A 22093-nucleotide genomic window follows, 5' to 3' on the forward strand; every position below is an offset into this window, starting at 1 on the left:
TGGTATTATAGATAACACTAATCTATTGGGAGGTTAAGTATATGGAAAATCTTTTTGTGATTGTTCCGGTATTCGGAGTTGTCGCATTGCTTTTTGCCGCATATCTTGCAGCAAAAGTAAGCAGACAGAGTGCCGGTAACGAAAGGATGAGAGAGATCGCAGGAGCGATCAGTGAAGGAGCCCAGGCCTTCCTCACAGCAGAATACAAGATCCTTGTCGTATTCGTGCTGATTTTATTCATCTTGATCGGAGTCGGGATCAAGAGCTGGGTAACTGCTGTATGTTTTGTTGTGGGAGCATTATTCTCCACACTGGCTGGTTACTGTGGTATGACTGTAGCAACGAAGGCAAATGTCAGAACAGCGAATGCTGCAAAAGAGTCCGGTATGAACCGTGCACTCTCCATCGCATTTTCAGGTGGTGCTGTAATGGGGATGTGTGTAGCAGGACTTGGTGTTCTCGGAGTAAGCGCAATCTATGTGATCACGAAGAACGTAGAAGTCCTTTCCGGATTCAGTTTAGGTGCTTCTTCTATTGCATTATTTGCCCGTGTTGGTGGTGGTATTTATACAAAAGCTGCTGACGTTGGAGCGGATCTTGTTGGTAAGGTAGAAGCAGGAATCCCGGAAGATGATCCGCGTAACCCGGCCGTAATCGCTGATAACGTAGGAGATAACGTAGGTGATGTTGCCGGTATGGGAGCGGACCTTTTCGAGTCTTATGTTGGTGCGCTGATTTCTGCGCTGACACTCGGAGTTGTGTATTTCCAGGTATCCGGAGCACTGTTCCCGCTTCTGATCTCAGGATTGGGACTGATCTCATCTATCCTTGGTACATTCTTTGTTAAGGGTGATGAGAACTCCAATCCACACAAAGCACTGAAGATGGGATCTTATGTATCCAGTATTCTGGTATTGATCGTTGCGTTTTTTGCAAGCAAATACTGCTTTGGCAATTTTAACGCAGCAATCTCTGTAACAGCAGGACTGATCGTTGGTCTTCTGATCGGTATCATCACAGAAGTTTATACTTCAGGTGACTACAAATCTGTAAAAGAGATCGCAGAACAGTCTGAGACAGGATCTGCAACAACGATCATCAGTGGTATTGCTGTTGGTATGAAGTCTACAGCTATTCCGATCCTACTGATCTGCGTAGGTATTTTTGTGGCTTATACAGTCAGTGGACTTTACGGAATCGCTCTGGCGGCAGTCGGTATGCTGTCTACAACTGCAATTACAGTTGCTGTAGACGCATACGGACCGATCGCAGACAATGCCGGTGGTATCGCTGAGATGTCAGGTCTTGATCCAAGTGTTCGTAAGATCACGGACAAGCTGGATGCTGTTGGTAACACAACTGCAGCTATGGGTAAAGGATTTGCCATCGGTTCTGCGGCGCTTACAGCACTTGCTTTATTTGTATCTTATGCAGAAGCAGTTCAGTTAAAGAACATTGACATTCTGGACAGCCGTGTAATCATTGGATTGTTTATCGGTGGTATGCTTCCGTTCCTGTTCTCTGCTATGACAATGTCTTCTGTATCGAAGGCAGCATATCAGATGATCGAGGAAGTAAGACGTCAGTTCAAAGAGATGCCTGGCATTATGGATGGAAAAGAGAAGCCGGATTACAAGTCCTGCGTAGCGATTTCCACAACAGCAGCACTTCACGAGATGCTGGTTCCTGGTGTGATGGCAGTACTGTCACCGCTTGCAGTTGGTCTGTTACTTGGACCATCCGCGCTTGGCGGACTTCTGGCAGGAGCACTTGTAACAGGTGTTATGATGGCAATTTTCATGTCTAATGCAGGTGGTGCATGGGACAATGCGAAGAAGTACATCGAAGATGGCAATCATGGTGGAAAAGGAAGTGAGGCTCACAAAGCAGCCGTTGTCGGAGATACCGTTGGTGATCCGTTTAAAGATACTTCCGGACCGTCTATTAACATTCTGATTAAGTTAATGACGATCGTATCACTTGTATTTGCACCATTATTCCTGTCTGTAGGCGGAATCCTGTAAGGTGATCCACAAGATAATCAAACAAAACTAATAAGATAAGTGGTCGGTCAGAGCCTGTCACACTGGGCAGTGAAATAAGGCTTTGTTCGTTAAAATTAAAAATTTCATATGGTATAACAAAAGAAGCAGTATTTTCAGGGGGATAAAAATACTGCTTCTTTTTCACGTACTGACAATTTTATAGAAAATTCATATTCTTTTTTTCTCATGAAGCCGGGAAAGGTCTAGAAGACAGGGCAAGTTTGTGGTAAGATAAGAAACGGAGATTAAACGCAACTAATATGCAAATGTATAAAGAAAAGAGGTAACTATATAATGACAAAAGTAGATATTATTTCCGGATTCCTCGGAGCCGGAAAGACAACATTTATTAAACAACTGGTACAGGATGTATTCGCAGGAGAGAAACTGGTTCTGATTGAGAATGAATTTGGTGAGATTGGAATTGACGGTGGTTTCTTAAAAGATGCAGGAATTGAGATTACAGAGATGAACTCTGGATGCATCTGCTGTACACTGGTTGGAGATTTTAGCAAGGCGCTCGTGAAAGTTCTGGACGAGTACAAACCGGACCGTGTAATCATCGAGCCTTCAGGAGTTGGAAAATTATCCGATGTAGCAAGAGCAATCGAAGACGTGAAGAAAGATGCAGATATCGAGATCGAAGGAAGAATTACGATCGTTGATGGTAAGAAAGCTAAGATGTATCTGAAGAATTTTGGTGAGTTCTTTAAGGATCAGGTAGAGCATGCTTCTACAATCGTTGTCAGCCGTACACAGATGATGACAGATGAGAAAGTAGAAGATTGTGTAAAGATGCTGCGTGAAGAGAATGAGAAGGCAGCAATTATTTCCACACCGTGGGATCAGCTTGGAAAAGAAGCAATCCAGCATGCACTTCATGCAGGAGCAGAGATCGAAGGGCTGTTCGAGGATAAAGAAGGTCACGGACATCATGAGCATCACCATGATCACGATCACCACCATGAGGAGCACGGCTGCTGCGGACATCATGAACATCATCATGATCACGAAGATCACGACCATGAGGAGCACGGCTGCTGTGGACATCATGAGCATCACCATGATCACGATCATGACCATGAGGAGCACGGCTGCTGTGGACATCATGAGCATCACCACGATCACGACCATGAGTGTGGATGTGGCTGCGGACATGACCACGATCACCATCATCACCATCATGCAGATGATGTGTTTACAAGCTGGGGCAAGGAGACTGCTCACAAGTATACAGAAGAAGAGCTGGATTTGATCCTGAAAGCATTATCAGAGACAGATGGTTATGGAACAATCCTTCGTTCTAAAGGAATTATCGCTATGGAAGACGGAACATGGAGACAGTTTGACCTTGTGCCGGAAGAGTACGAGACTCGTGAGTGCCAGGCAGATTATACAGGACGTATCTGTGTCATTGGTACAGATCTGAAAGAAGAAGACCTGATGAAGTTATTCCATTTATAAAATATCATTTTTAATGATGGAGTTTTAAATCAGGATATAGAAGGAGAAACAAATGGGAACAACACCGATTTTTATTTGTACCGGATTTCTGGACAGTGGTAAGACAACACTGATCAAAGATACTTTGATGACACAGGACTGGATCGAACCGGGACTTACACTTCTGATCGTATGTGAGGAAGGTGAGAAAGAGTTTTCACCGGAATATTTGAAGATGAAGAATATGGTAATGCTGCAGGTAGAAGAGGAAGAGCAGCTGAATCCTACATTTTTCAAAAATTGTTTGAAGAATTACCAGCCGACACAGGTCGTGATTGAGTTCAATGGTATGTGGAAGTTGGAAAAACTGATTAAGATGCGTTACCCACGTGGATGGGAGATTCAGGGAATCTACTCTACTGTGGACGGAACAACACTGGATATGTATCTGACAAATATGCGTAATATGCTGATGGAGCAGCTGACAGAATCTTCACTGATCATTGTTAACCGCTGTGACCGCAACATGAGCCGTGCCGGATTCCGCCGTGCCTTGAAGGTACAGAATCCGATGGCACAGCTGATTTTTGAAGATCTGGAAGGCAAGATCATTGAACCGTCAGAGGACGATCTTCCATATGATGTAAAGGGAGACAAGATTGTGATTGAGGATATGGATTTCGGTGTATGGTATGTAGATGCATATGATCATCCGGAATTGTATCTGCACAAGGAAGTTGAATTTACAGCGCAGGTACTTATCCCGAGAGGAATGGGAGATGACATGTTTGTGCCGGTGCGTAAGATTATGACCTGTTGTGCAAATGATGTCCGTTATTACGGATATCCGTGCAAGATCACAGATGGAACAAAGGTTAAGAAGAATCAGTGGATACATGTGCGGGCAAGATTTGAGTATGAAGCAGTCATGTATCCGGACCGTAAGCAGCCAGTACTTTATCTGGAAGAACTGACAGAGGCGGAGAAACCGAAAGATGATGTAGTATTTTTGGGATAATGTAATTACAGACAGATCTGTCTTTTCAGGCAGATCTGTTATTATATAATAAGCCTCTGGCGAGTTGCACACTCGCATGAGAGGTAGAGTGTTGCATATAATCGCGCTCCTGGCACGAGAATATGCAAGGCACATTAAAAAAAGGAGAGAAAAGGTATGGCGAGAGGAGAAGGCGCCTGTCTGGTGTGCGGGAAATCGTTAGTATACACAGAGAAGGCAGAAAAGTTAGAATGTCAGATGTGCCATCAGATATTTGAAAGTTATGCGTGCTGTGAAGATGGACATTATGTATGTGATAGCTGTCATGAGAAAAAAGGCGTAGAAGTGATCATGGAAGAAACGGGCAAAACGACTTCGGTGAATCCGATTGAGATTATGCAGGAGATTATGGAGAATCCATACATTTACATGCATGGACCGGAACATCATATTCTTGTCGGAGCAGCACTTCTGGCGGCATATAAGAATGCAGGCGGAAAAGTGGATTCTTTTGAAGATGCACTGGAAGAAATGCGGCATCGTGGCAGTGAATATCCGGGTGGTGCCTGTGGAATGTGGGGGTGCTGTGGAGCTGCAGTGAGTACGGGCATTTTCATGAGCATTATTTTAAAGGCTACACCGCTTACCGGAAAATCCTGGGGAAGAGCAAACCGCATGACTGCCAGAGCGTTAGAGGCAATCGGTGAGGCGGGCGGTCCAAGATGCTGTAAACGGGATTCCTTCAAGGCTGTGACAGAAGCAGTGAATTTTGTGGAGAAAGAGTTGGGTGTGAAGATGGAATTGCCAGAGAAGATATGTTGTACATTTTCAGATGAAAATGCACAGTGCCTGAAAGCACAGTGCCCGTATTATAAGAATTATGAGAGTACGAAATACGGAGCAATTCGTAAGGTCTCTTCTGATCCTGCATTATTACAATAAGGCGTGACTGGGAATGGGCATATTATTTTGGGAATATTGCCGGGACATTTCAGGCAATAAAAGCCTTGACAAATATCTGCAAATAAGTTAGTCTTTAAACGATATGAGAATATTTACAAAGGCGAAGAAGAGAAGAAGTAACAGTCTTGACACCTGTACAGAGAGTTGCCGGCTGGTGAGAGGCGCACAAAGGACATGGTTGCGAATACATCCCGGAGCTGCGCACCGAAGAAGCGCATGTATGGTTTCATAAGATACCTGCATAGAAGCGTTTTGTAGGCTGCGACGTGTGGCATACGTTATGTGCACAGGTTTGTGAACACGCAGACCTTCTGAGGCTGATAAGCGTAAGCATATCGGTGAATATAAGGTGGTAACACGATAATCTCGTCCTTATCTGATTGTTTGATCAGGTAAGGACTTTTTTTGCGTGAAAGTAAATCTTAAGATAAGAAAAGGAGAGGACAGGAAAATGGGAATTTATGAAGAGTTAAAAGCCCGCGGACTGATCGCGCAGGTAACAGACGAAGAACGGATCAGAGATTTGGTAAATAATGGAAAAGCAACATTCTATATTGGATTTGATCCGACAGCAGACAGCCTTCATGTCGGACATTTCATGGCATTGTGCCTGATGAAACGTCTTCAGGAAGCAGGAAATAAACCGATCGCTCTGATCGGTGGAGGAACAGCGATGATCGGAGACCCATCCGGTCGTACAGATATGCGTCAGATGATGACACCGGAGACAATCCAGCATAACTGTGACTGCTTTAAAAAGCAGATGAGCCGTTTTATTGATTTCTCAGATGGAAAAGCATTGATGGTAAATAATGCAGACTGGCTGATGGATCTGAACTACATTGAAGTACTTCGTGAAGTAGGTGCTCATTTCAGCGTAAACCGTATGCTGACTGCTGAATGTTACAAACAGAGAATGGAGAAAGGATTAAGTTTCCTTGAGTTTAACTACATGATCATGCAGGCATATGATTTCTATGAGTTATTCCAGAAATATGGATGTAATCTGGAATTTGGTGGAGATGACCAGTGGAGCAATATGCTTGCAGGTACAGAACTGATTCGCCGTAAACTTGGGAAAGACGCAAGTGCGATGACGATTACACTGCTTCTGAACTCAGAAGGCAAGAAGATGGGTAAAACACAGAGTGGTGCTGTATGGCTTGATCCGGAGAAGACTTCTCCATTTGATTTCTATCAGTATTGGAGAAATGTTGCAGATGCAGACGTTCTGAAATGTATCCGTATGCTGACATTCCTTCCGCTGGAAGAGATTGACAAGATGGACAGCTGGGAAGGCGCACAGTTAAATACAGCAAAAGAGATTCTTGCTTATGAACTGACAAAACTTGTCCATGGTGAAGAAGAGGCTGTGAAAGCGCAGGAAGCTGCAAGAGCACTGTTCAGCAAAGGTGCTGCCGCTGATATGCCGACAGCAGAACTTACAGCTGATGACATGACAGATGGTGAGATTGACATTATGACAATGCTTGTAAAAGCCGGACTGGTTCCATCCAAATCAGAAGCACGCCGTGCAGTACAGCAGGGCGGAGTTGCTGTTGATGGTGAAAAAGTTACAGATATCCATGCAGCGTTTAAGGCAGAAGATATGAGCGGAGAAGGTCTTGTACTGAAAAAAGGAAAGAAGAATTTCCGTAAAGTGATTATGAAATAATCCGGAATTATAAATGCAAAGTATAAAGAACAGTATATGAAAAAATAAAAAATCAGAAAGCAGGCGTAGAAAATGGCATTTAAAGAGATTTCTATTGATACATTAAAAATCAATCCATTTCACAAGATTTCCAAAGAATGGATGCTGATCACGGCAGGTGATGAGAAGAAGAGCAATACGATGACAGCCAGCTGGGGCGGAGTCGGAATCATGTGGGGCAAGAATGTGGCAACTGCTTACATCCGTCCGCAGAGATATACGAAAGAATTTGTAGATAATTCAGAGTATTTTACACTTTCTTTCCTGCCGGAAGAGAAAAGGGAAGCGCTGAATGTGTGTGGAAGAGTCTCCGGACGAGATGTGGAAGATAAGTGGGCAGAAGCCGGACTTCATCCATATTATGTGGATGGAACAACAGCAGTTGAGGAAGCAGATCTGGTATTTGTGTGCAGAAAGCTTTATGCGCAGGATATGCTGCCAGAATGTTTCACAGATGAAGAATGTGATACAAGATGGTATCCGCAGAAAGATTATCACACCATGTATATGGCAGAGATCGTGAAGGTATTAGAGAAACAATAACGTGATACCAAGATAAAAAGTGGTTGGAACGCTGATGATATGTCAGCATTCCAACCGCTTTTTTCCTTAGCATCCGCAGTCGTCATTACCTTCTTCAAAAGAGTATTTGTAATCAAATTCGGTAGTGCCATAGTTTTTTAGATAATGTCCGTCATATTCTGCATATGGATATATAAAATAGTGTAGGGTTCCATCGCCGTTAAGGATTCCGTAATTTTTTACAGAGCCATCTGGGTTAAGTACTGCATCGGCTGCAGTTTTTTCGTCCTGTTTTGGAGAAAGTGTGATATCTCCGCCGGCACTTAGCATCATCCAGTGATCATCGGCTGAACCCCAGTATTCGTCTTTTAAGGATTTCCAGATTTGGGCTTTCTCTGCTGATACATTTTTTCCACGATAATCATCTTCGTGTCCCATGATATCCGGGAGTTTCAGCAATGCACTCACATCAGCTTCTGCCCATCCATATCCTGGCAGATAATATTGTGGCTTGCATTTCTGAACATAAGGAGTATTAGGATTATCGATCATGGCATTCAGCTTTAATCCGTAAACACTTCTTGCAGGGATGCCTTCCGCTCTGCAGAGTGCGACGAATACAGCATTTACGTCAGTACATTTTCCGATACCTTTATCGGTATTTTTAAGAATATACTGTACATCTCCTGAACCGATCGCCGGAGTGCTATTGTCACGCCTTAGATTTTCGCAGACCCAGTCATAAATGGCATATGCTTTCTTATAAACAGTAGTAGCATGTGCGTCTTTGACGATTTTGTCAGCTGTTTCTTTTACAATTCCGCTGGTCAGAGATCCGCTTCGCTTGGTTTCTTTCAGATATGGCGCCATTTTTTCTTTATCAACAGTACCTTTTTCTAATGCCTGCATGTTGGCAGGGCGGATGATTTCTCTTCGAACTACATTGAAGGAGAAATCAACTGTACGATCTTTCGGGTCTGCATTCTCATCCCATTCAACGTATAAGGCTTTGTTACCGGCAGAGTCTGTCGTAATCTTTGCTTCTGTGGCGTGTTTTGCTGTGTATTTGATACTGGAAGGAGAAACAGTCTGTGAACCATTTGCGTCTGTTTCAGGCACCGGAATCCAAAGGCGTGCCACTTTTCCCTTTGGGCATTTCTCTTCAGTGGAAAGGCTTGCGGTCAGTTTGACAGTGCCACGAAGTGTTTTTAAAACAGTAATCTTGATAGTTGCTTTCCGTGCATTGTTTTTTGTTGAAGTCGCTGTGATCGTAACTGTACCATCTTTGACTCCTGAGATCAGTCCGCTTCGGGATACAGTAGCTATCTTTTCATTGCTGGATGAATAGGTCACAGCCTTGCTTGCGGTAGAAGGTGATACGGATTTTACATATACAGAACAGTGGTCACCTACACCAATAGAATTCTGGGTGGCTGCAAGTGTGATCTTCGTTGGAACGTTGCTTGCAACTGTTTTTTTCTTAACGGTAATTTTAACTTTTTTTATTTTTTTTCCGTATTTTGCTTTGATATAAGATGTTCCGTTCTTTAATCCTTTAACGGTGATTTTTTTCGCATATTTTGATTTGGAAACAATTTTTACATATTTCTTTCCTTTGTATACAGACCAGCGAACTTTCTTGTTGGCCTTAAGGGTGGTTGCCTTTCCGACATAAATCGTTTTCTTAGTCGGTGACACCTTGAGACGGCTTGTGGCTGCGGATGTTTCTGATCCGGCCGCAAATACCGAGCCTAATAAAAATTCAGCTGCTATCAGAAGCGTCAGAAGCCGTTTTTTTAAAGAAATAGAATGTTGCATTTCATAACCTCTCTCTCTTCATTGTTGAAAAAACGGGGAGCTGTCTATCAACTCCCCGTTGTGATTACCTGGAACCATTCAAATCCATGAGCTCCTTATTATTGTGCCGGCTGTTCGGTTTCAACTTTCTCGGCAGGATATCCTGCATCAACCCATGCACTGATTCCACCGCCGTAACGATATACATTTGTGTATCCCTGTTTTACAAGGTAAGCTGCAGCAACGTGAGAACGAGCACATCCGATATGGCCACAGTATACTACGATCTTGTAGTTTTTATCTTTGATAGTAGTTTTCTTTGTAGATTTCTTTACAACTTTTTTGTAATAATATGTAACTGTCTTTTTGCCTTTTTTTACTTTTTTCGTTTTTCTGTAAGCTTTTTTCAGTTTGCTGTAAGTTTTCTTAGAAACTTTAGACCATGTAGTTTTTGAAGTTGTCTTTGAGATTGTCTTGTTTGGAAGAAGCTTCTCAACCTGGCTGGTCAGATCAGCTTTCTGTTCTGGTGTGTACTCAGCTTCTTTCATTGGAGCAACTGAGTTGATAGCACCAGGAACATGCTGCTTGTCGTAAGATGCAGCAGCCGGCATTGTGTCTACAATGATCATCTTGTCTTTCTTTGAAACCCAACTGTGCAGAGTATCTGTGTCAACAAGTTTGTACTTACCAGCCTGTGTTTCGTTCATGAACTGATATGTAACTTTTTCAACCTGGGTTTCCTTGATTCCACTGTTGTCAAATGTGGCAGCAGATACCGGAAGTAATGAGCTGAAGCACAGGGCACCAGCTAATGCAATAGATGTGATAATGTTTCTTTTTTTCATTTTTACATGCCTCCTCTTTGTTTATGAAAAAATTATCTAATTGCATTGTAGCAACAATAAATTGCAATTACAAGGAAAATGTAAGTTTTTTTGTTAAAAATTTTACGTTTTGGCATATCTTGATGCTTTGAATTGTGCAATTTGATTATTATGGCATTATCTTAAATACTGCACGCTGTATGGGGGCAGCTCAAGTTGTCCCTGCATGGTAACGGTTTCGCCGGTGATCAGATCCGTCATTTGACCGCTCAGGTCACCGTGATAAGCGGTGTATGGATAGTCAGCAGCGTTAATGGCAACGAGAACACGTGTGTTCTCCGTGCAGCGTTCAAAGATTAGCTGATGATTCTGAATCACAACATTTCTGTAAGAGCCGTTGCAGAGTGCATCGCTGTGCTCGCGAATCTGAATTAATTTTTTGATAAATGAGGTCAGGTCATTCGGCTTTGGCGCATCGAAGCAAGGACGCAGTGCGTAATCATTATCCGGAGCTTTCTCTCCCGGTTCAGCCCATTCGCTTCCATAATAAAGACACGGTACACCCGGCATGCCGAGAAGTAGTCCATAAGCAAGTGGAATATGAGCTTTGTTTGTCAGGATGCTGGCAAGTCTTGTGACGTCGTGGTTATCTGCAAATGTCATCAAATGTTTTCCACGGTAAATGCACCATGGATCAGCCCCGAACTGGCGGTGCAGAGAATGGGCAATCTCGAACAGATTCATGGAATTGAAGCTGGAGTACAAGCCTTTGTAACATTCATAATTTGTGCAGCTGTGAAGCATTTCATCATTGACGATAATATTATAATCACCAAAAAGAACTTCACCAATCAGTGCGAAATCAGGCTTTAATTCCTGGGTATAACTACGGAGCCTGCGCATGAAATTGTGATCCAGACTGTAAGCGACATCCAGCCGGAGCCCGTCGATGTCAAAAGTATTGATCCAGAATTTTACACATTCCAGAAGATAATCGACGACTGCCGGGTTTTGCAGATTTAATTTTACCAATTCAAAATGACCTTCCCAGCCCTCGTACCAGAAACCGTCATCATAGCAGCTGTTTCCGTCAAAGCTGATATGGAACCAGTCCTTGTAAGGAGAATCCCATTTCTTCTCCTGTACATCTTTGAACGCCCAGAAACCACGACCGACATGGTTGAAAACACCGTCGAGAACGATTTTCACACCATTTTCATGGAGCGATTTACATACTTCAGCGAAATCTTCATTTGTGCCGAGACGGCAGTCAATCTTCTTAAAATCTCTCGTGTCATATCCGTGATTGTCGGATTCAAAAATCGGGTTTAATAATATAGAAGTAATCCCGAGGTCACCGAGATAACCTGCCCAGTTCTTTAATTTCAGAATTCTGGAAACGGTCACGCCGTCATTGTGCACAGGTGCACCGCAGAATCCAATCGGATAGATTTGATAAAAAACGCCTTCATAAGCCCACATAATAATTAAGTCCTCCCTGTTGATGATAATTGTATTTAGAAAGATGCCATACGAATTGTTCCGTACTTCGCGCTCCTGCAATTCTGCCCAATATCCGCATATCATGAAGCTTGCGCTCCACTTTTATGCTCATATCGAGCGGGTCACTAAGCCATAAAACCACTTATGTGCAAGCACATCGTGAGTTCAGGCTTTTGCCCCTGGCATCATTAAAATAAATCAGAATTTTTTCATTTCTTTCCTTAAAAAGAACAAAAACCAGATCAGCAGTAAAATCCCTTTGAAAATGCTGGAAATGGTTATACTCCACCAGATACCGTTTAAGGCGAGTGACGTTGTGATCAGCAGCATCGCCAGAGGAATCCGCGCGGAGGTAAATATAATACTGATGACAGACGGCGGTACTGTACGGCCGTAGCCGGAAAATGCACCGGCTGTAGTGATCTCTACGCTCATAAAGAGTTGTGACACGCCGAGGATCATCAAATAGTCCACGCCCATTGGTATGACATCCGGTTCTGTGATAAAGATCCGGAAGATTGGTTCCGGGCAGAGAATCAGAAGCAGTGTGCAGAAGATTCCCCAGACCAGCACGATTCCCATGGCATGCGAATAGCCCTTGCGGATACGGTCGCGGTTTCCGGCACCGTGATTCTGCGCAATAAAAGAATTGACGGCAGCGGCAAAACCATCAGCCGTCATCCAGGAAATGGATTCAATCTGTGAACCAACTTTCTGCACAGCAACAGCCGCATCTCCATAGCCTGCAACCAGTCTTGCAATAATCATGGAAATGCCGGTAAACAGCATACTCTGGATGGAAGTCGGAAGGCCAATCTTTATAATAGAAGTAAGATAGTGCATGTTCGGTTTTCCGAAGAAATGTACTTCCGGGAAAATCAGAGTATCTTTCCTTGTAAATATAAGAAATGTCAGGGTTACGATCGCTTGTGCGATTACGGTTGCGACAGCAGCACCCATGATCCGCATAGCCGGAAATGGTCCGAGACCGAAAATAAGAACTGGATCCAGAATGATATTGACGATCAGACCGGATGTGGTAGCGAGAAAAGCAGCCTTGCTGTTTCCAAGTGCCGTAAAGATTCCGGTAAAGCTCTGATTCACAAAGGAAAATACAACCAGACCACAAGTGATCTGGAGATAGATTTTCGCATCGGCGATAACCTGTGGACTGTTCAGATTGAAAAAACCGATTAATGGTGTTGCGGACAACATGCAGACAATACCAAAAATAATGCCCGAAATGGCTGCAAAACGTAAAGTGTTTGCGATATATCCGGCAGCTTCTTTGCGGCTACCGCTCCCCAGTGAGTAGCCTGTATTTACCTGACCACCCATTTTAGACAGTGAAGCCAGCCCGTTGGAAAGCCACATATACATACCTGCTGCGCCGACTGCGGCTACAGCGTTGCTCCCCAGCCTTCCTATCCAGATCATGTCAGTCAGGTTGTACGCCATTTGGATAAGTGAAGTTGCCATGATCGGAAGTGCCAGCTTCGTAAGTGCCGGCAGCACAGGTCCATGGAGCATATCAATGTTCTTTTTCATTTAGTTTTCCCCCAAATATTATTAATTGTATAAATTATTGATCTTATGTTAAAATAAGAGCTCAACAGAAAATATTATACTATAAGATGCTTCCATGGTCAAAAGACTGAAAATCACGATGTGCTTGCACACGAGTGGAGTTTTTTAACCTTGACACCATAAGATAGTATTGAGATCGAAAGATGAAGAAAACAGCATATTGTTTATAAAAAAGGTTGACACACACGGGGTTGTGTAATATAATAATGCAGTATGACAAAAGGAGAAACAGTAAAGCACCAAAGCCCCGGAGCTTTATTGATTTCAATATATTTATCATGAAAGTGTTAATGAAAAAGTTAATGATTCACAGGAGGGAAACCAATGAAAACTTATATGGCTAATCCAGATAAGATTGAAAGAAAATGGTACGTAGTTGACGCTGCTGGATGTACATTAGGACGTCTGTCATCAGAAGTAGCTAAAGTTTTAAGAGGTAAGAATAAACCAGAATTTACACCACATGTAGACACAGGTGATTACGTAGTAGTTGTAAATGCTGAGAAGGTAAAAGTAACAGGAAAGAAACTGGATCAGAAAGTATATTATAATCACTCTGATTATGTAGGAGGAATGAAAGAGACTACATTAAAAGAGATGATGGCTAAGAAACCTGAGAAAGTTATCGAACTGGCTGTAAAAGGAATGCTTCCGAAAGGACCTTTAGGAAGAGCAATGATCAAGAAACTTCATGTATACGCTGGACCGGAGCACAAACAGGAAGCTCAGAAACCAGTTGAACTGAAATTCTAAGGAAAGGTTGAAAGGAGGATATTACAGTGGCTAAGGCAAAATTCTACGGAACAGGAAGAAGAAAAAAATCTATCGCAAGAGTATATTTAGTACCTGGAACAGGTAACATTACAATTAATAAAAGAGATATTGACGAGTATCTTGGACTTGAAACATTAAAGGTTGTTGTACGTCAGCCGTTGGTTGCTACAGAGACTGAAGGAAAATTCGACGTTATCGTTAATGTTAAAGGTGGCGGATACACAGGACAGGCTGGAGCAATCCGTCATGGTATCGCAAGAGCACTTCTTGAGGCTGATGCTGATTACAGACCGGTACTTAAGAAAGCCGGATATTTAACACGTGATCCACGTATGAAAGAACGTAAGAAATACGGTCTCAAAGCAGCTCGTAGAGCACCACAGTTCTCAAAGAGATAATTCAAAACAGAACAAAGAATTTACAAAAAACCCTCAAAGCCTTGTGCTTTGGGGGTTTCTTTATACTTAAAATTTTTGGGAATTCCTGCCATTTCTGTCGGCGGGAGGGAACTATATTGTCGTATGCTATGCAATGCTTGGGATTGTTTTAAGTGTCTATAAAAACAAAAATATTTACCCAAAGCATGTATGTATAGGAAACGAGAAGATATATGATTTTAAGCATGTAAGACAATATCTCCGTCTTCTGATTGAATGGATAAAGTTCCGTATCCATCCCTGCCATTCTGCTGGTAGATGCTTTTATCATCTTTTTCCTTTACTTTTCCGGAAAATGAAGAAGGAACAATGATTTCACCGTCGTTCGTTTCAAGTTTCAGGGAAAGTGGCTTCAATACATCTGCTGCACGATAGAAAAGTACATCTCCATCTTTGCATGTGATTGCCGTATTTCCGGAATAGGTAGTAGCGGTACTAAGAACATCTCCGTCATTAGAAGTTAGTAGTGTATTGCGTAGTGCACAGTTCTTGAAAATAATATCGCCATCATTGACCTGGATAATACCTTGGCTGGTTCTAAGATTGTTAAGGAGCAGATTACCATCATTGTTTTCCAGTGTAATCTGGTCAAAAGCAGCATTCTTCGGAATATATAAAGTTACCATATCTTCATCAGATACTGCTTCTTTTTCATCATCGTTTCCGAAAAGGCAGATCAGAAAGTTAAGGTCAATATGAAACCAGGTATGCTTTTTCAAATTACGCTCACGGATTTTTAAAGTGTTTCCGGACTGTGACCAGGTAATTGGAATGGTGCTTTTCGTTTTAGATGTCTTAGTATTTTTATATGAAAGAGCATAGGTATTATCTTTTGAATAGCGCACTTGCAGATTCAAGGAATCCAGAGATACATCCAAGTTTTTATATGGAGAAAGTTCTTCTGTAACTAATTTCTGAACTTTTGCTGCACTTTTATCGGAATTATTAAAACTGCCAAGATCAGTGGATGTCAGATATTGGATACCACCTGCAAATAGACCGAAAATTAGAAGAAAAAATCCAAGTATAGTGCAGACTGTGCCAGTGATGAGTGTAATTTTTTTCCAGTTTTTCATAATTTATCGCATCTCCTTTCCTGTAGTTCCAATAGTATTGGAAAGATTTTGACGGTGACTGGTTCTGTTAGTCAGATATCTGACAAGTTTTACAAAAAGTCTGGCTGCCAGGCGACACAGCCAGTAGATAAATAAAGCAGACAGGATGCTGACACCCAGTATAAGCAGCCCACTTCCGGCAACGACGGCAAATCCGGCAGAAGAAAATGGAATCGCCAGAATTCCACGGATGGCAATGACAACACCTGCAATAATTCCGCAGAATACAAGCAGAAATCCACAGAAAAGCAAAAGTGCAAGGCAGAGGAAGATGCAGAAGATAACAACTGCGGCAGCTAAAAGCAATGGTCCCCCGATTGGTGCTGCAAGGAGTGCAAGACATGCAATCCAGATAATATGTGAATTTTTTCGTTTCTTTGGTAACTCTGATGTTGTGTTATATGCATTTGGTGAGGGCGCAGAAGTGTGATAAGCATTTGTTTTCTTGTCTAACAGATTGCCGATCAGATCTCTTGCTGCCTGCTTTGGAGTGCCGAGTTCTTCCATTAATTTTTGTGCGCCTTCCTCGTCTGTCTCTTCAAAATATTCGGTAAAGTATTCCATGGCATCTTCATAATCTTCGCGTGGAAGTTTCTTCAGATATTTATGCAGTTGATCCAGGTATTCTTTCTTTGTTGTGATACTCAATGTCTGATTCTCCCTTCTATAATTCCATCAATAGTATCCCGGTAAGCGTTCCATTCTGTATGCAGATAATTCATCTGTTCTTTGCCGGAAGGAGTGATGGAGTAATATTTTCTCTTTCTTCCTTGAAATTCCTGTGAATAAGTTGTGACGTAACCGGCTTTTTCCATGCGTTTCAGGATTGGATATAAGGTTGATTCCTTAATATCAGCGACCAGTTTGATCGTCTGGCTGATCTCGTATCCGTAAGAGTCCCTGGAATCTACGATTGTAAGGATCAGATATTCGATCAGCAGAGCGGATACTGGAAAGTAATACATCGCAATACCTCCTTGTAATATTGGGACGGTTACAAAAGTCTTCCAGCTACTTATGTGCAGGCACATATGAATGTAAGACTTTTGTAACCTGATATCATATATAAAAATTATATATATAAATTATATATATATCATAAAGCGACAGAAATGGGATGTCAATAGCATATATAAAAAAAATATATATTGTTCCAGATGAAAAATAATATGTAAATCTGTACAGGATAAAAAAATTGCGCTATAATAAGTTGTCAAAATAAGGCAGTCGTGGTCGGCTGCCTATTATATAGCAAAAAGGAGACTAAAGAAATGAAAGAAGTAGAAAACAAAGGAGCGGAGTACGACTTCTATGGGAAGCTTCCGCTGGGAAAAGCGATTCTCCTTGGTCTGCAGCATGTATTTGCAATGTTTGTAGGTAACTTGACACCGGTTCTTATTATTACAGGAGCCTGTGGAATTGCCTCCGGAACAGAATTTGCAGACGTTCAGATTGCGCTTTTACAGAATGCGATGTTGATCGCGGGTGTTGTAACGTTGATTCAGCTTTATGCGATTGGACCGATTGGTGGAAAAGTTCCGATCATCATGGGAACCAGTTCCGGATTTATCGGAGTCTGTAGCAGTGTTGCCAGTGTGATGGGCGGAGGTGTCTTAGGATATGGTGCCATTATGGGGGCTTCTGTGATCGGCGGACTTTTTGAGAGTGTGCTTGGATTTTTATTAAAGCCGCTTCGTAAGTTTTTCCCGGCAGTTGTAACCGGTACAGTTGTATTGTCTATTGGACTTTCGCTTATAGGTGTTGGTGTGAATTCGTTTGGCGGTGGAAATTCAGCAAAAGATTTTGGCTCTGTAGAAAATCTGCTCCTTGGTCTGGTTGTACTGATTGTGATTATTGTTTTAAAACATGGTACAAAAGGAATGACCAGTGCATCTTCTATTTTAATAGGTATTATTGTGGGTTATATCATTGCAGCAATTATGGGCGTGGTACTTCCGACGACAGGTATCGATGCGGATGGTGTGGAGTATACAAAAGCATGGGTATTAAACTGGGATAAAGTTGCACAGGCAAGCTGGTTTGCAGTTCCGAAAATTATGCCGATAAAAATTGTATTTGACGCAAGAGCGATTGTCCCTGTTATGATCATGTTTATAGTAACTGCTGTAGAGACAGTAGGAGATATCTCCGGTGTAATCGAAGGTGGTATGGCCAGAGAGGCAACAGATTCTGAACTTTCCGGTGGCGTTGTCTGTGACGGAATCGGATCTACACTTGCTGCATTATTCGGTGTACTGCCGAATACATCGTTCAGCCAGAATGTAGGACTTGTAACGATGACGAAGATCGTGAACCGTTTCGCGCTCGCTACAGGAGCAATTTTCCTGATCCTGTGCGGATTGTTCCCGAAACTGGCTGCACTGATTTCTATTATGCCACAGAGCGTTCTTGGTGGAGCAGCGGTTATGATGTTCTCTTCTATTGTAATCAGTGGTATACAGTTGATCACAAAAGAAAAGATGACGATGAGAAGTATTACAATCGTATCCGTAGCGCTTGGACTTGGATATGGTATTGGCGCGAACAGCGCTGTTTTATCCGGATTACCGGAAGGAATCCAGCTTATTTTCGGAGGCTCCGGTATTGTGCCGGCAGCACTTGTTGCAATTATTTTAAATATTGCATTGCCGAAAGATGAAGAAGCAAAGCCGGATGCAGAAGAATAACTATACATAAAAACAGACAGACAAATAAAAAATGAAATGGGCAATCCCCTTGTTCACTGGATAACAGAAGAAACGAGGGGATTTTCTATGTAAAAACAGAAAAAGATAGTGTATAATTAAGTGAAAAAAGAAAGTATGTCCACTAAACAGGAGGTTTTACAGATGTTGCGAATAAAAGAATATGTAAAAGCAGCCAGTCTGGAAGAAGCGTATGAACTGAATCAGAAGCGCAGCAACCGGGTGCTTGGCGGAATGCTCTGGATGCGGATGAGTGATGTGCAGGTGCAAAAAGCGATCGATCTGTCCGGACTCGGACTGGATACGATAGAAGAGACAGATACAGAATTTATTATTGGAGCGATGGTGACGCTCCGTGAACTGGAACTTCACAGTGCGTTGAATGATTATTTTGAAAATGCGATCCGGGATGCAGTGCAGGATATCGTAGGAGTACAGTTCCGGAATCTAGCAACCGTCGGAGGAAGCGTATTTGGAAGATTTGGTTTTTCTGATGTATTGACCGTATTGTTGTCTCTGCATACATCTGTAGAGCTTTATAAAGGCGGGATTGTTCCGTTGGAAGAATTTGCACAGATGAAACGTGATAATGATATTCTTGTAAATGTCCGTATTGCAAAGACGCCGGGACATTTTGCTTATCTGACCCATCGGAATACGAAGACTGATTTTCCGGTTCTTGCGGTTTCCGCTTCAAAGACCGGGGAAGAGATCCGTGTGGCAGTCGGAGCAAGACCGATGAAAGCCGAGCTTTTTGGAGCCGGAGATTTAAGTGAAGAGTCAGCAAAGAAACTGGCAGCGCAGGTGAAGACAGACAGCAATATGCGTGCATCGGCGAAATTCCGTTCGCATCTGGCAGAGGTGTTGATCACACGATGCTTTGACAAGATAAAAGACGTAGAAAAGGAGGAAAAGTAGGATGCTCATCAGTATCATATTAAATGGAAAAAAAGTGGTTGATGATATCAGCCCGGATATGACGCTTTTCAAATTTCTGCGTGCGCATGGATGCTACAGTGTCAAATGTGGCTGTGAGACAACGAACTGTGGCTTGTGTACTGTATTTTTAGACGAGAAACCGGTACTGTCCTGTGCTGTTCTGGCTGCAAGAGCGGATGGACATAAAGTGGAGACAATGGAAGGACTTCAGAAAGAGGCAGAAGAGTTTGGAAGATTTATTGCCGATCAGGGAGCAGAACAATGTGGTTTCTGTAATCCGGGCATGATCATGAATGCAATCGCCCTGTTCCGGGAGAAAGAAGAACCGACAGACGAAGAAATCAAACAGTATCTGGCAGGAAACCTCTGCCGCTGTTCCGGATATGAAGGACAGCTCCGGGGAATCCATGCATTTATGGAATATCGGAAAAATGGAGGTGCGACATGCGGGAAGTAGGAAAAAGAGTACGCAAAAAAGATGCAATGGCGCTGGTGACCGGTCAGCCGGTATATACCGATGATCTTGCGCCAAAGGAATGTCTCATTGTCAAAGTTCTGAGAAGTCCGCACGCTAATGCAATCGTAGAAGAAGTCAATAAAACGGTCGCACTGAAAGTTCCGGGTGTTGAAGCTATTTATACATGGGAGGATGTCCCGAAAGAACGTTTTGCGCAGGCGGGGCAGACGTATCCGGAGTGGAGTCCGTATGATCGGCTCATTTTGGATCGGCATGTACGTTTTGTCGGAGATCCGGTTGCAATCGTGGCTGGTGAGGACGAGGCATGCGTAGACCGTGCACTTAAGATGTTAAAAGTGAAATACAAAGTCCTTCCGGCAGTGCTGGATTATCATACTGCGAAGGACAACGAGACACTGGTGCATCCGGAGGACAGCTGGAAATCCCTGTATCCGGTTGGCGCAGACAATAAGCGAAATTTATGTGCCCACATGGAGGAAGAAAAGGGAGATGTGGAAGGTACGTTTAAAGACTGTGATATCGTACTGGAACACACTTATCATGTCCCGGCAGTGAACCAGACGATGATGGAGACATTCCGGACAGCCTGCTATCTGGACACATATGGCAGACTGGTTGTACTGAGCTCAACCCAGATTGTTTTCCATCTGCGTCGTATTCTCGGAAATGCTCTGGGCATCCCGAAGAGTAAGATACGTGTTATAAAACCAAGAATTGGCGGCGGATTTGGTGCGAAACAGACATCAGTATCGGAAGTCTATCCGGCATTTGTAACGTGGATGACAAAGAAACCATCCAAGATGATCTACACAAGAGTGGAAAGTCAAATCGCAGGCTCGCCGAGGCATGAGATGGATGTCACTGTGAGACTTGGAGCAGACAATGACGGGAAAATTCGAGTGATCGATATTTACAATCTGTCGAATACAGGAGCTTACGGTGACCACGGGCCAACGACAGCAGGGCTTACCGGACATAAGTCCATTCCAATGTATACCGGAAATCTGGAGGCATTCCGTCATACGTTTGATGTAGTTTATACGAATCAGCTTGCCGCGGGTGCATACCGCGGATACGGAGCAACACAGGGAATTTTTGCACTCGAATCCATGGTCAATGAACTGGCAGGAATTCTGAAACGTGATCCGGTAGAACTGCGTATGCAGAATATATTAAAACAGGGCATGAAAATGCCGGCTTATTTTGATGAGACTGCGGAGTCCTGCCGTCTGGATGAATGTCTTGTGAGAGCGGCAGATATGATCGGATGGAAAGATAAATATCCATGCCGGGACATGGGAAATGGAAAAGTCCGTTCTGTAGGAATTGCGATGGCAATGCAGGGATCCTGTATTTCCTTTGTCGATGTTGGATCGGCAACTGTAATGTTAAATGAAGACGGCAGCTACAAACTTTCCATTGCAGCGGCAGATATGGGAACCGGATGTGACACCATTCTTTCACAGATGGCAGCAGATGTACTGCATGTATCGACGGATGAGATTTTTGTGTCCGGTGCGGATACGGACAATTCTCCATATGATTCCGGATCTTATGCATCCAGTACGACTTATATTACCGGTCAGGCAGTTGTTAAGGCATGTACTGAGCTTGAGAGGAGAATCTGTAAGCTGGCTGCGCTCATGATGGAATGTGATGAAGAAGATGTCGAACTGGAAGGTCATCAGGTGCGCAATATAAAGACTGGAAGATCTGTGACGACAGAAGAAGTCGGGTTTAAAGCACAGAGTTTCAATGACTTTGCTTTACAGGTTACAGAAAGCCACACCTCGCCGGTATCTCCACCGCCATATATGGCAGGAGCAGTCGAGATCGAGCTGGATAAAGCAACCGGTCATGTGGAAGTTCTGGACTATGCGTCTGTCATCGACTGTGGAACGGTTGTGAATCCGAACCTTGCGACTGTTCAGGCAGAAGGCGGTCTTGGACAGGGAATCGGAATGACTCTTTATGAGAATATCCAGTATACAGAAAAAGGTCAGATGATAAATAATTCCTTCATGCAGTATAAGATCCCGACAAGAAGAGATTATGGACCGCTACGTGTGGAATTCAGACCAAGCTATGAACCGACTGGACCATTTGGTGTAAAATCAATTGGAGAGATTGTAATCAATACTCCGGCACCGGCAATTGCGCATGCGATTTACAACGCAACCGGATGCTGGCACAGAGACCTTCCAATTACCAGTGAGAAGATTGCTATGGCACTTTTGGACGGAGAATAGA

Annotated in this window: 19 protein-coding genes; 12 read left to right on the forward strand and 7 right to left on the reverse strand. The window is 43.1% G+C overall.

What is annotated here, in order from left to right; genetic code table 11:
• Window positions 1–41 precede the first annotated feature (41 nt).
• From DXC04_RS00680 to DXC04_RS00705, 6 genes are all read left to right on the forward strand, one after another.
• Entirely contained in the window at window positions 42–2024 is a 1983-nt protein-coding gene (locus tag DXC04_RS00680; protein WP_021860109.1) for a sodium-translocating pyrophosphatase, read from the forward strand.
• A 315-nt stretch (window positions 2025–2339) separates the two neighbouring features.
• Window positions 2340–3509, forward strand: a complete 1170-nt coding sequence (locus DXC04_RS00685; protein ID WP_118659537.1) for a CobW family GTP-binding protein — start codon at window positions 2340–2342, stop codon at window positions 3507–3509.
• Between the two features lie 52 nt (window positions 3510–3561).
• Entirely contained in the window at window positions 3562–4506 is a 945-nt protein-coding gene (locus DXC04_RS00690; RefSeq protein ID WP_118659539.1) for a TIGR03943 family putative permease subunit, read from the forward strand.
• A gap of 156 nt (window positions 4507–4662) precedes the next feature.
• Window positions 4663–5427, forward strand: a complete 765-nt coding sequence (locus DXC04_RS00695; RefSeq protein ID WP_021860112.1) for a DUF5714 domain-containing protein — start codon at window positions 4663–4665, stop codon at window positions 5425–5427.
• 472 nt (window positions 5428–5899) lie between these two features.
• Window positions 5900–7123 (forward strand): tyrosine--tRNA ligase, encoded by a 1224-nt coding sequence (gene tyrS / locus DXC04_RS00700; RefSeq protein ID WP_118659541.1) that lies wholly within the window; start codon window positions 5900–5902, stop codon window positions 7121–7123.
• 72 nt (window positions 7124–7195) lie between these two features.
• Window positions 7196–7705, forward strand: a complete 510-nt coding sequence (locus DXC04_RS00705; protein ID WP_118519493.1) for a flavin reductase family protein — start codon at window positions 7196–7198, stop codon at window positions 7703–7705.
• Between the two features lie 66 nt (window positions 7706–7771).
• Here DXC04_RS00705 and DXC04_RS00710 read toward each other — a convergent pair whose 3' ends face one another.
• The 4 genes from DXC04_RS00710 to DXC04_RS00725 form a co-directional block, all read right to left on the reverse strand.
• Entirely contained in the window at window positions 7772–9502 is a 1731-nt protein-coding gene (locus tag DXC04_RS00710) for a transglutaminase domain-containing protein (RefSeq protein WP_118659542.1), read from the reverse strand.
• Between the two features lie 98 nt (window positions 9503–9600).
• Window positions 9601–10326, reverse strand: a complete 726-nt coding sequence (locus tag DXC04_RS00715) for a rhodanese-like domain-containing protein (RefSeq protein ID WP_158580405.1) — start codon at window positions 10324–10326, stop codon at window positions 9601–9603.
• Window positions 10327–10482: 156 nt separating this feature from the next.
• Window positions 10483–11787 carry an alpha-amylase family glycosyl hydrolase gene (locus DXC04_RS00720; protein ID WP_118659677.1) on the reverse strand — a complete coding sequence of 435 codons (1305 nt, stop codon included), beginning with the start codon at window positions 11785–11787 and terminating at the stop codon, window positions 10483–10485.
• A gap of 219 nt (window positions 11788–12006) precedes the next feature.
• Window positions 12007–13356 (reverse strand): MATE family efflux transporter, encoded by a 1350-nt coding sequence (locus DXC04_RS00725; protein WP_118659544.1) that lies wholly within the window; start codon window positions 13354–13356, stop codon window positions 12007–12009.
• A 363-nt stretch (window positions 13357–13719) separates the two neighbouring features.
• Here DXC04_RS00725 and rplM point away from each other — a divergent pair, with 363 nt between their 5' ends.
• Both rplM and rpsI read left to right on the forward strand, forming a co-directional pair.
• Window positions 13720–14148: a 50S ribosomal protein L13 gene (gene rplM / locus DXC04_RS00730; protein WP_021860119.1), complete on the forward strand. Its 429-nt coding sequence runs from the start codon at window positions 13720–13722 to the stop codon at window positions 14146–14148.
• A 26-nt stretch (window positions 14149–14174) separates the two neighbouring features.
• Complete coding sequence (gene rpsI, locus DXC04_RS00735) at window positions 14175–14567, forward strand: 30S ribosomal protein S9 (protein ID WP_021860120.1); 393 nt, start codon at window positions 14175–14177, stop codon at window positions 14565–14567.
• Between the two features lie 218 nt (window positions 14568–14785).
• On the opposite strand, the gene DXC04_RS00740 is transcribed toward rpsI, so the two are convergent.
• From DXC04_RS00740 to DXC04_RS00750, 3 genes are read right to left on the reverse strand one after another with little or no spacing between them, the layout of a single operon-like run.
• A complete protein-coding gene (locus tag DXC04_RS00740) occupies window positions 14786–15682 on the reverse strand; it encodes a DUF4097 family beta strand repeat-containing protein (RefSeq protein ID WP_118659546.1) in 897 nt (298 codons plus the stop codon).
• 3 nt (window positions 15683–15685) lie between these two features.
• Window positions 15686–16369 carry a DUF1700 domain-containing protein gene (locus DXC04_RS00745; RefSeq protein ID WP_243112073.1) on the reverse strand — a complete coding sequence of 228 codons (684 nt, stop codon included), beginning with the start codon at window positions 16367–16369 and terminating at the stop codon, window positions 15686–15688.
• Window positions 16366–16686, reverse strand: coding sequence for a PadR family transcriptional regulator (locus tag DXC04_RS00750; protein ID WP_021860125.1), 321 nt, complete (start codon window positions 16684–16686; stop codon window positions 16366–16368). The genes DXC04_RS00745 and DXC04_RS00750 overlap by 4 nt, the downstream gene beginning before the upstream one ends.
• A 306-nt stretch (window positions 16687–16992) precedes the next feature.
• Between DXC04_RS00750 and DXC04_RS00755 the strand changes: the two genes are divergently transcribed.
• The 4 genes from DXC04_RS00755 to DXC04_RS00770 all read left to right on the forward strand — a co-directional run bounded on the left by DXC04_RS00755 (window position 16993) and on the right by DXC04_RS00770 (window position 22092).
• Window positions 16993–18408: a uracil-xanthine permease family protein gene (locus tag DXC04_RS00755; RefSeq protein WP_118659548.1), complete on the forward strand. Its 1416-nt coding sequence runs from the start codon at window positions 16993–16995 to the stop codon at window positions 18406–18408.
• 162 nt (window positions 18409–18570) lie between these two features.
• Window positions 18571–19344, forward strand: a complete 774-nt coding sequence (locus DXC04_RS00760; RefSeq protein WP_021860127.1) for an FAD binding domain-containing protein — start codon at window positions 18571–18573, stop codon at window positions 19342–19344.
• Between the two features lies 1 nt (window position 19345).
• The gene (locus DXC04_RS00765; RefSeq protein WP_118659550.1) at window positions 19346–19822 is read left to right on the forward strand and encodes a (2Fe-2S)-binding protein; all 477 of its coding nucleotides are present in this window, start codon (window positions 19346–19348) and stop codon (window positions 19820–19822) included.
• Window positions 19810–22092 (forward strand): xanthine dehydrogenase family protein molybdopterin-binding subunit, encoded by a 2283-nt coding sequence (locus tag DXC04_RS00770; protein ID WP_021860129.1) that lies wholly within the window; start codon window positions 19810–19812, stop codon window positions 22090–22092. The genes DXC04_RS00765 and DXC04_RS00770 overlap by 13 nt, the downstream gene beginning before the upstream one ends.
• Window position 22093 lies beyond the last annotated feature (1 nt).

Origin of the sequence: Dorea sp. OM07-5, from assembly GCF_003481355.1 — a bacterium.
In the GTDB taxonomy this organism is placed as follows: Bacteria; Bacillota; Clostridia; order Lachnospirales; family Lachnospiraceae; genus Dorea_D; species Dorea_D hominis.

Excerpts from the sequence above, each read along its gene's own strand:
- DXC04_RS00680 (WP_021860109.1), top strand. The coding sequence starts at position 42 with ATGGAAAATCTTTTTGTGATTGTTCCGGTATTCGGAGTTGTCGCATTG.
- DXC04_RS00685 (WP_118659537.1), top strand. The coding sequence starts at position 2,340 with ATGACAAAAGTAGATATTATTTCCGGATTCCTCGGAGCCGGAAAGACA.
- DXC04_RS00690 (WP_118659539.1), top strand. The coding sequence starts at position 3,562 with ATGGGAACAACACCGATTTTTATTTGTACCGGATTTCTGGACAGTGGT.
- DXC04_RS00695 (WP_021860112.1), top strand. The coding sequence starts at position 4,663 with ATGGCGAGAGGAGAAGGCGCCTGTCTGGTGTGCGGGAAATCGTTAGTA.
- tyrS (WP_118659541.1), top strand. The coding sequence starts at position 5,900 with ATGGGAATTTATGAAGAGTTAAAAGCCCGCGGACTGATCGCGCAGGTA.
- DXC04_RS00705 (WP_118519493.1), top strand. The coding sequence starts at position 7,196 with ATGGCATTTAAAGAGATTTCTATTGATACATTAAAAATCAATCCATTT.
- DXC04_RS00710 (WP_118659542.1), bottom strand. The coding sequence starts at position 9,502 with ATGCAACATTCTATTTCTTTAAAAAAACGGCTTCTGACGCTTCTGATA.
- DXC04_RS00715 (WP_158580405.1), bottom strand. The coding sequence starts at position 10,326 with ATGAAAAAAAGAAACATTATCACATCTATTGCATTAGCTGGTGCCCTG.
- DXC04_RS00720 (WP_118659677.1), bottom strand. The coding sequence starts at position 11,787 with ATGTGGGCTTATGAAGGCGTTTTTTATCAAATCTATCCGATTGGATTC.
- DXC04_RS00725 (WP_118659544.1), bottom strand. The coding sequence starts at position 13,356 with ATGAAAAAGAACATTGATATGCTCCATGGACCTGTGCTGCCGGCACTT.
- rplM (WP_021860119.1), top strand. The coding sequence starts at position 13,720 with ATGAAAACTTATATGGCTAATCCAGATAAGATTGAAAGAAAATGGTAC.
- DXC04_RS00740 (WP_118659546.1), bottom strand. The coding sequence starts at position 15,682 with ATGAAAAACTGGAAAAAAATTACACTCATCACTGGCACAGTCTGCACT.
- DXC04_RS00750 (WP_021860125.1), bottom strand. The coding sequence starts at position 16,686 with ATGTATTACTTTCCAGTATCCGCTCTGCTGATCGAATATCTGATCCTT.
- DXC04_RS00755 (WP_118659548.1), top strand. The coding sequence starts at position 16,993 with ATGAAAGAAGTAGAAAACAAAGGAGCGGAGTACGACTTCTATGGGAAG.
- DXC04_RS00760 (WP_021860127.1), top strand. The coding sequence starts at position 18,571 with ATGTTGCGAATAAAAGAATATGTAAAAGCAGCCAGTCTGGAAGAAGCG.
- DXC04_RS00765 (WP_118659550.1), top strand. The coding sequence starts at position 19,346 with ATGCTCATCAGTATCATATTAAATGGAAAAAAAGTGGTTGATGATATC.
- DXC04_RS00770 (WP_021860129.1), top strand. The coding sequence starts at position 19,810 with ATGCGGGAAGTAGGAAAAAGAGTACGCAAAAAAGATGCAATGGCGCTG.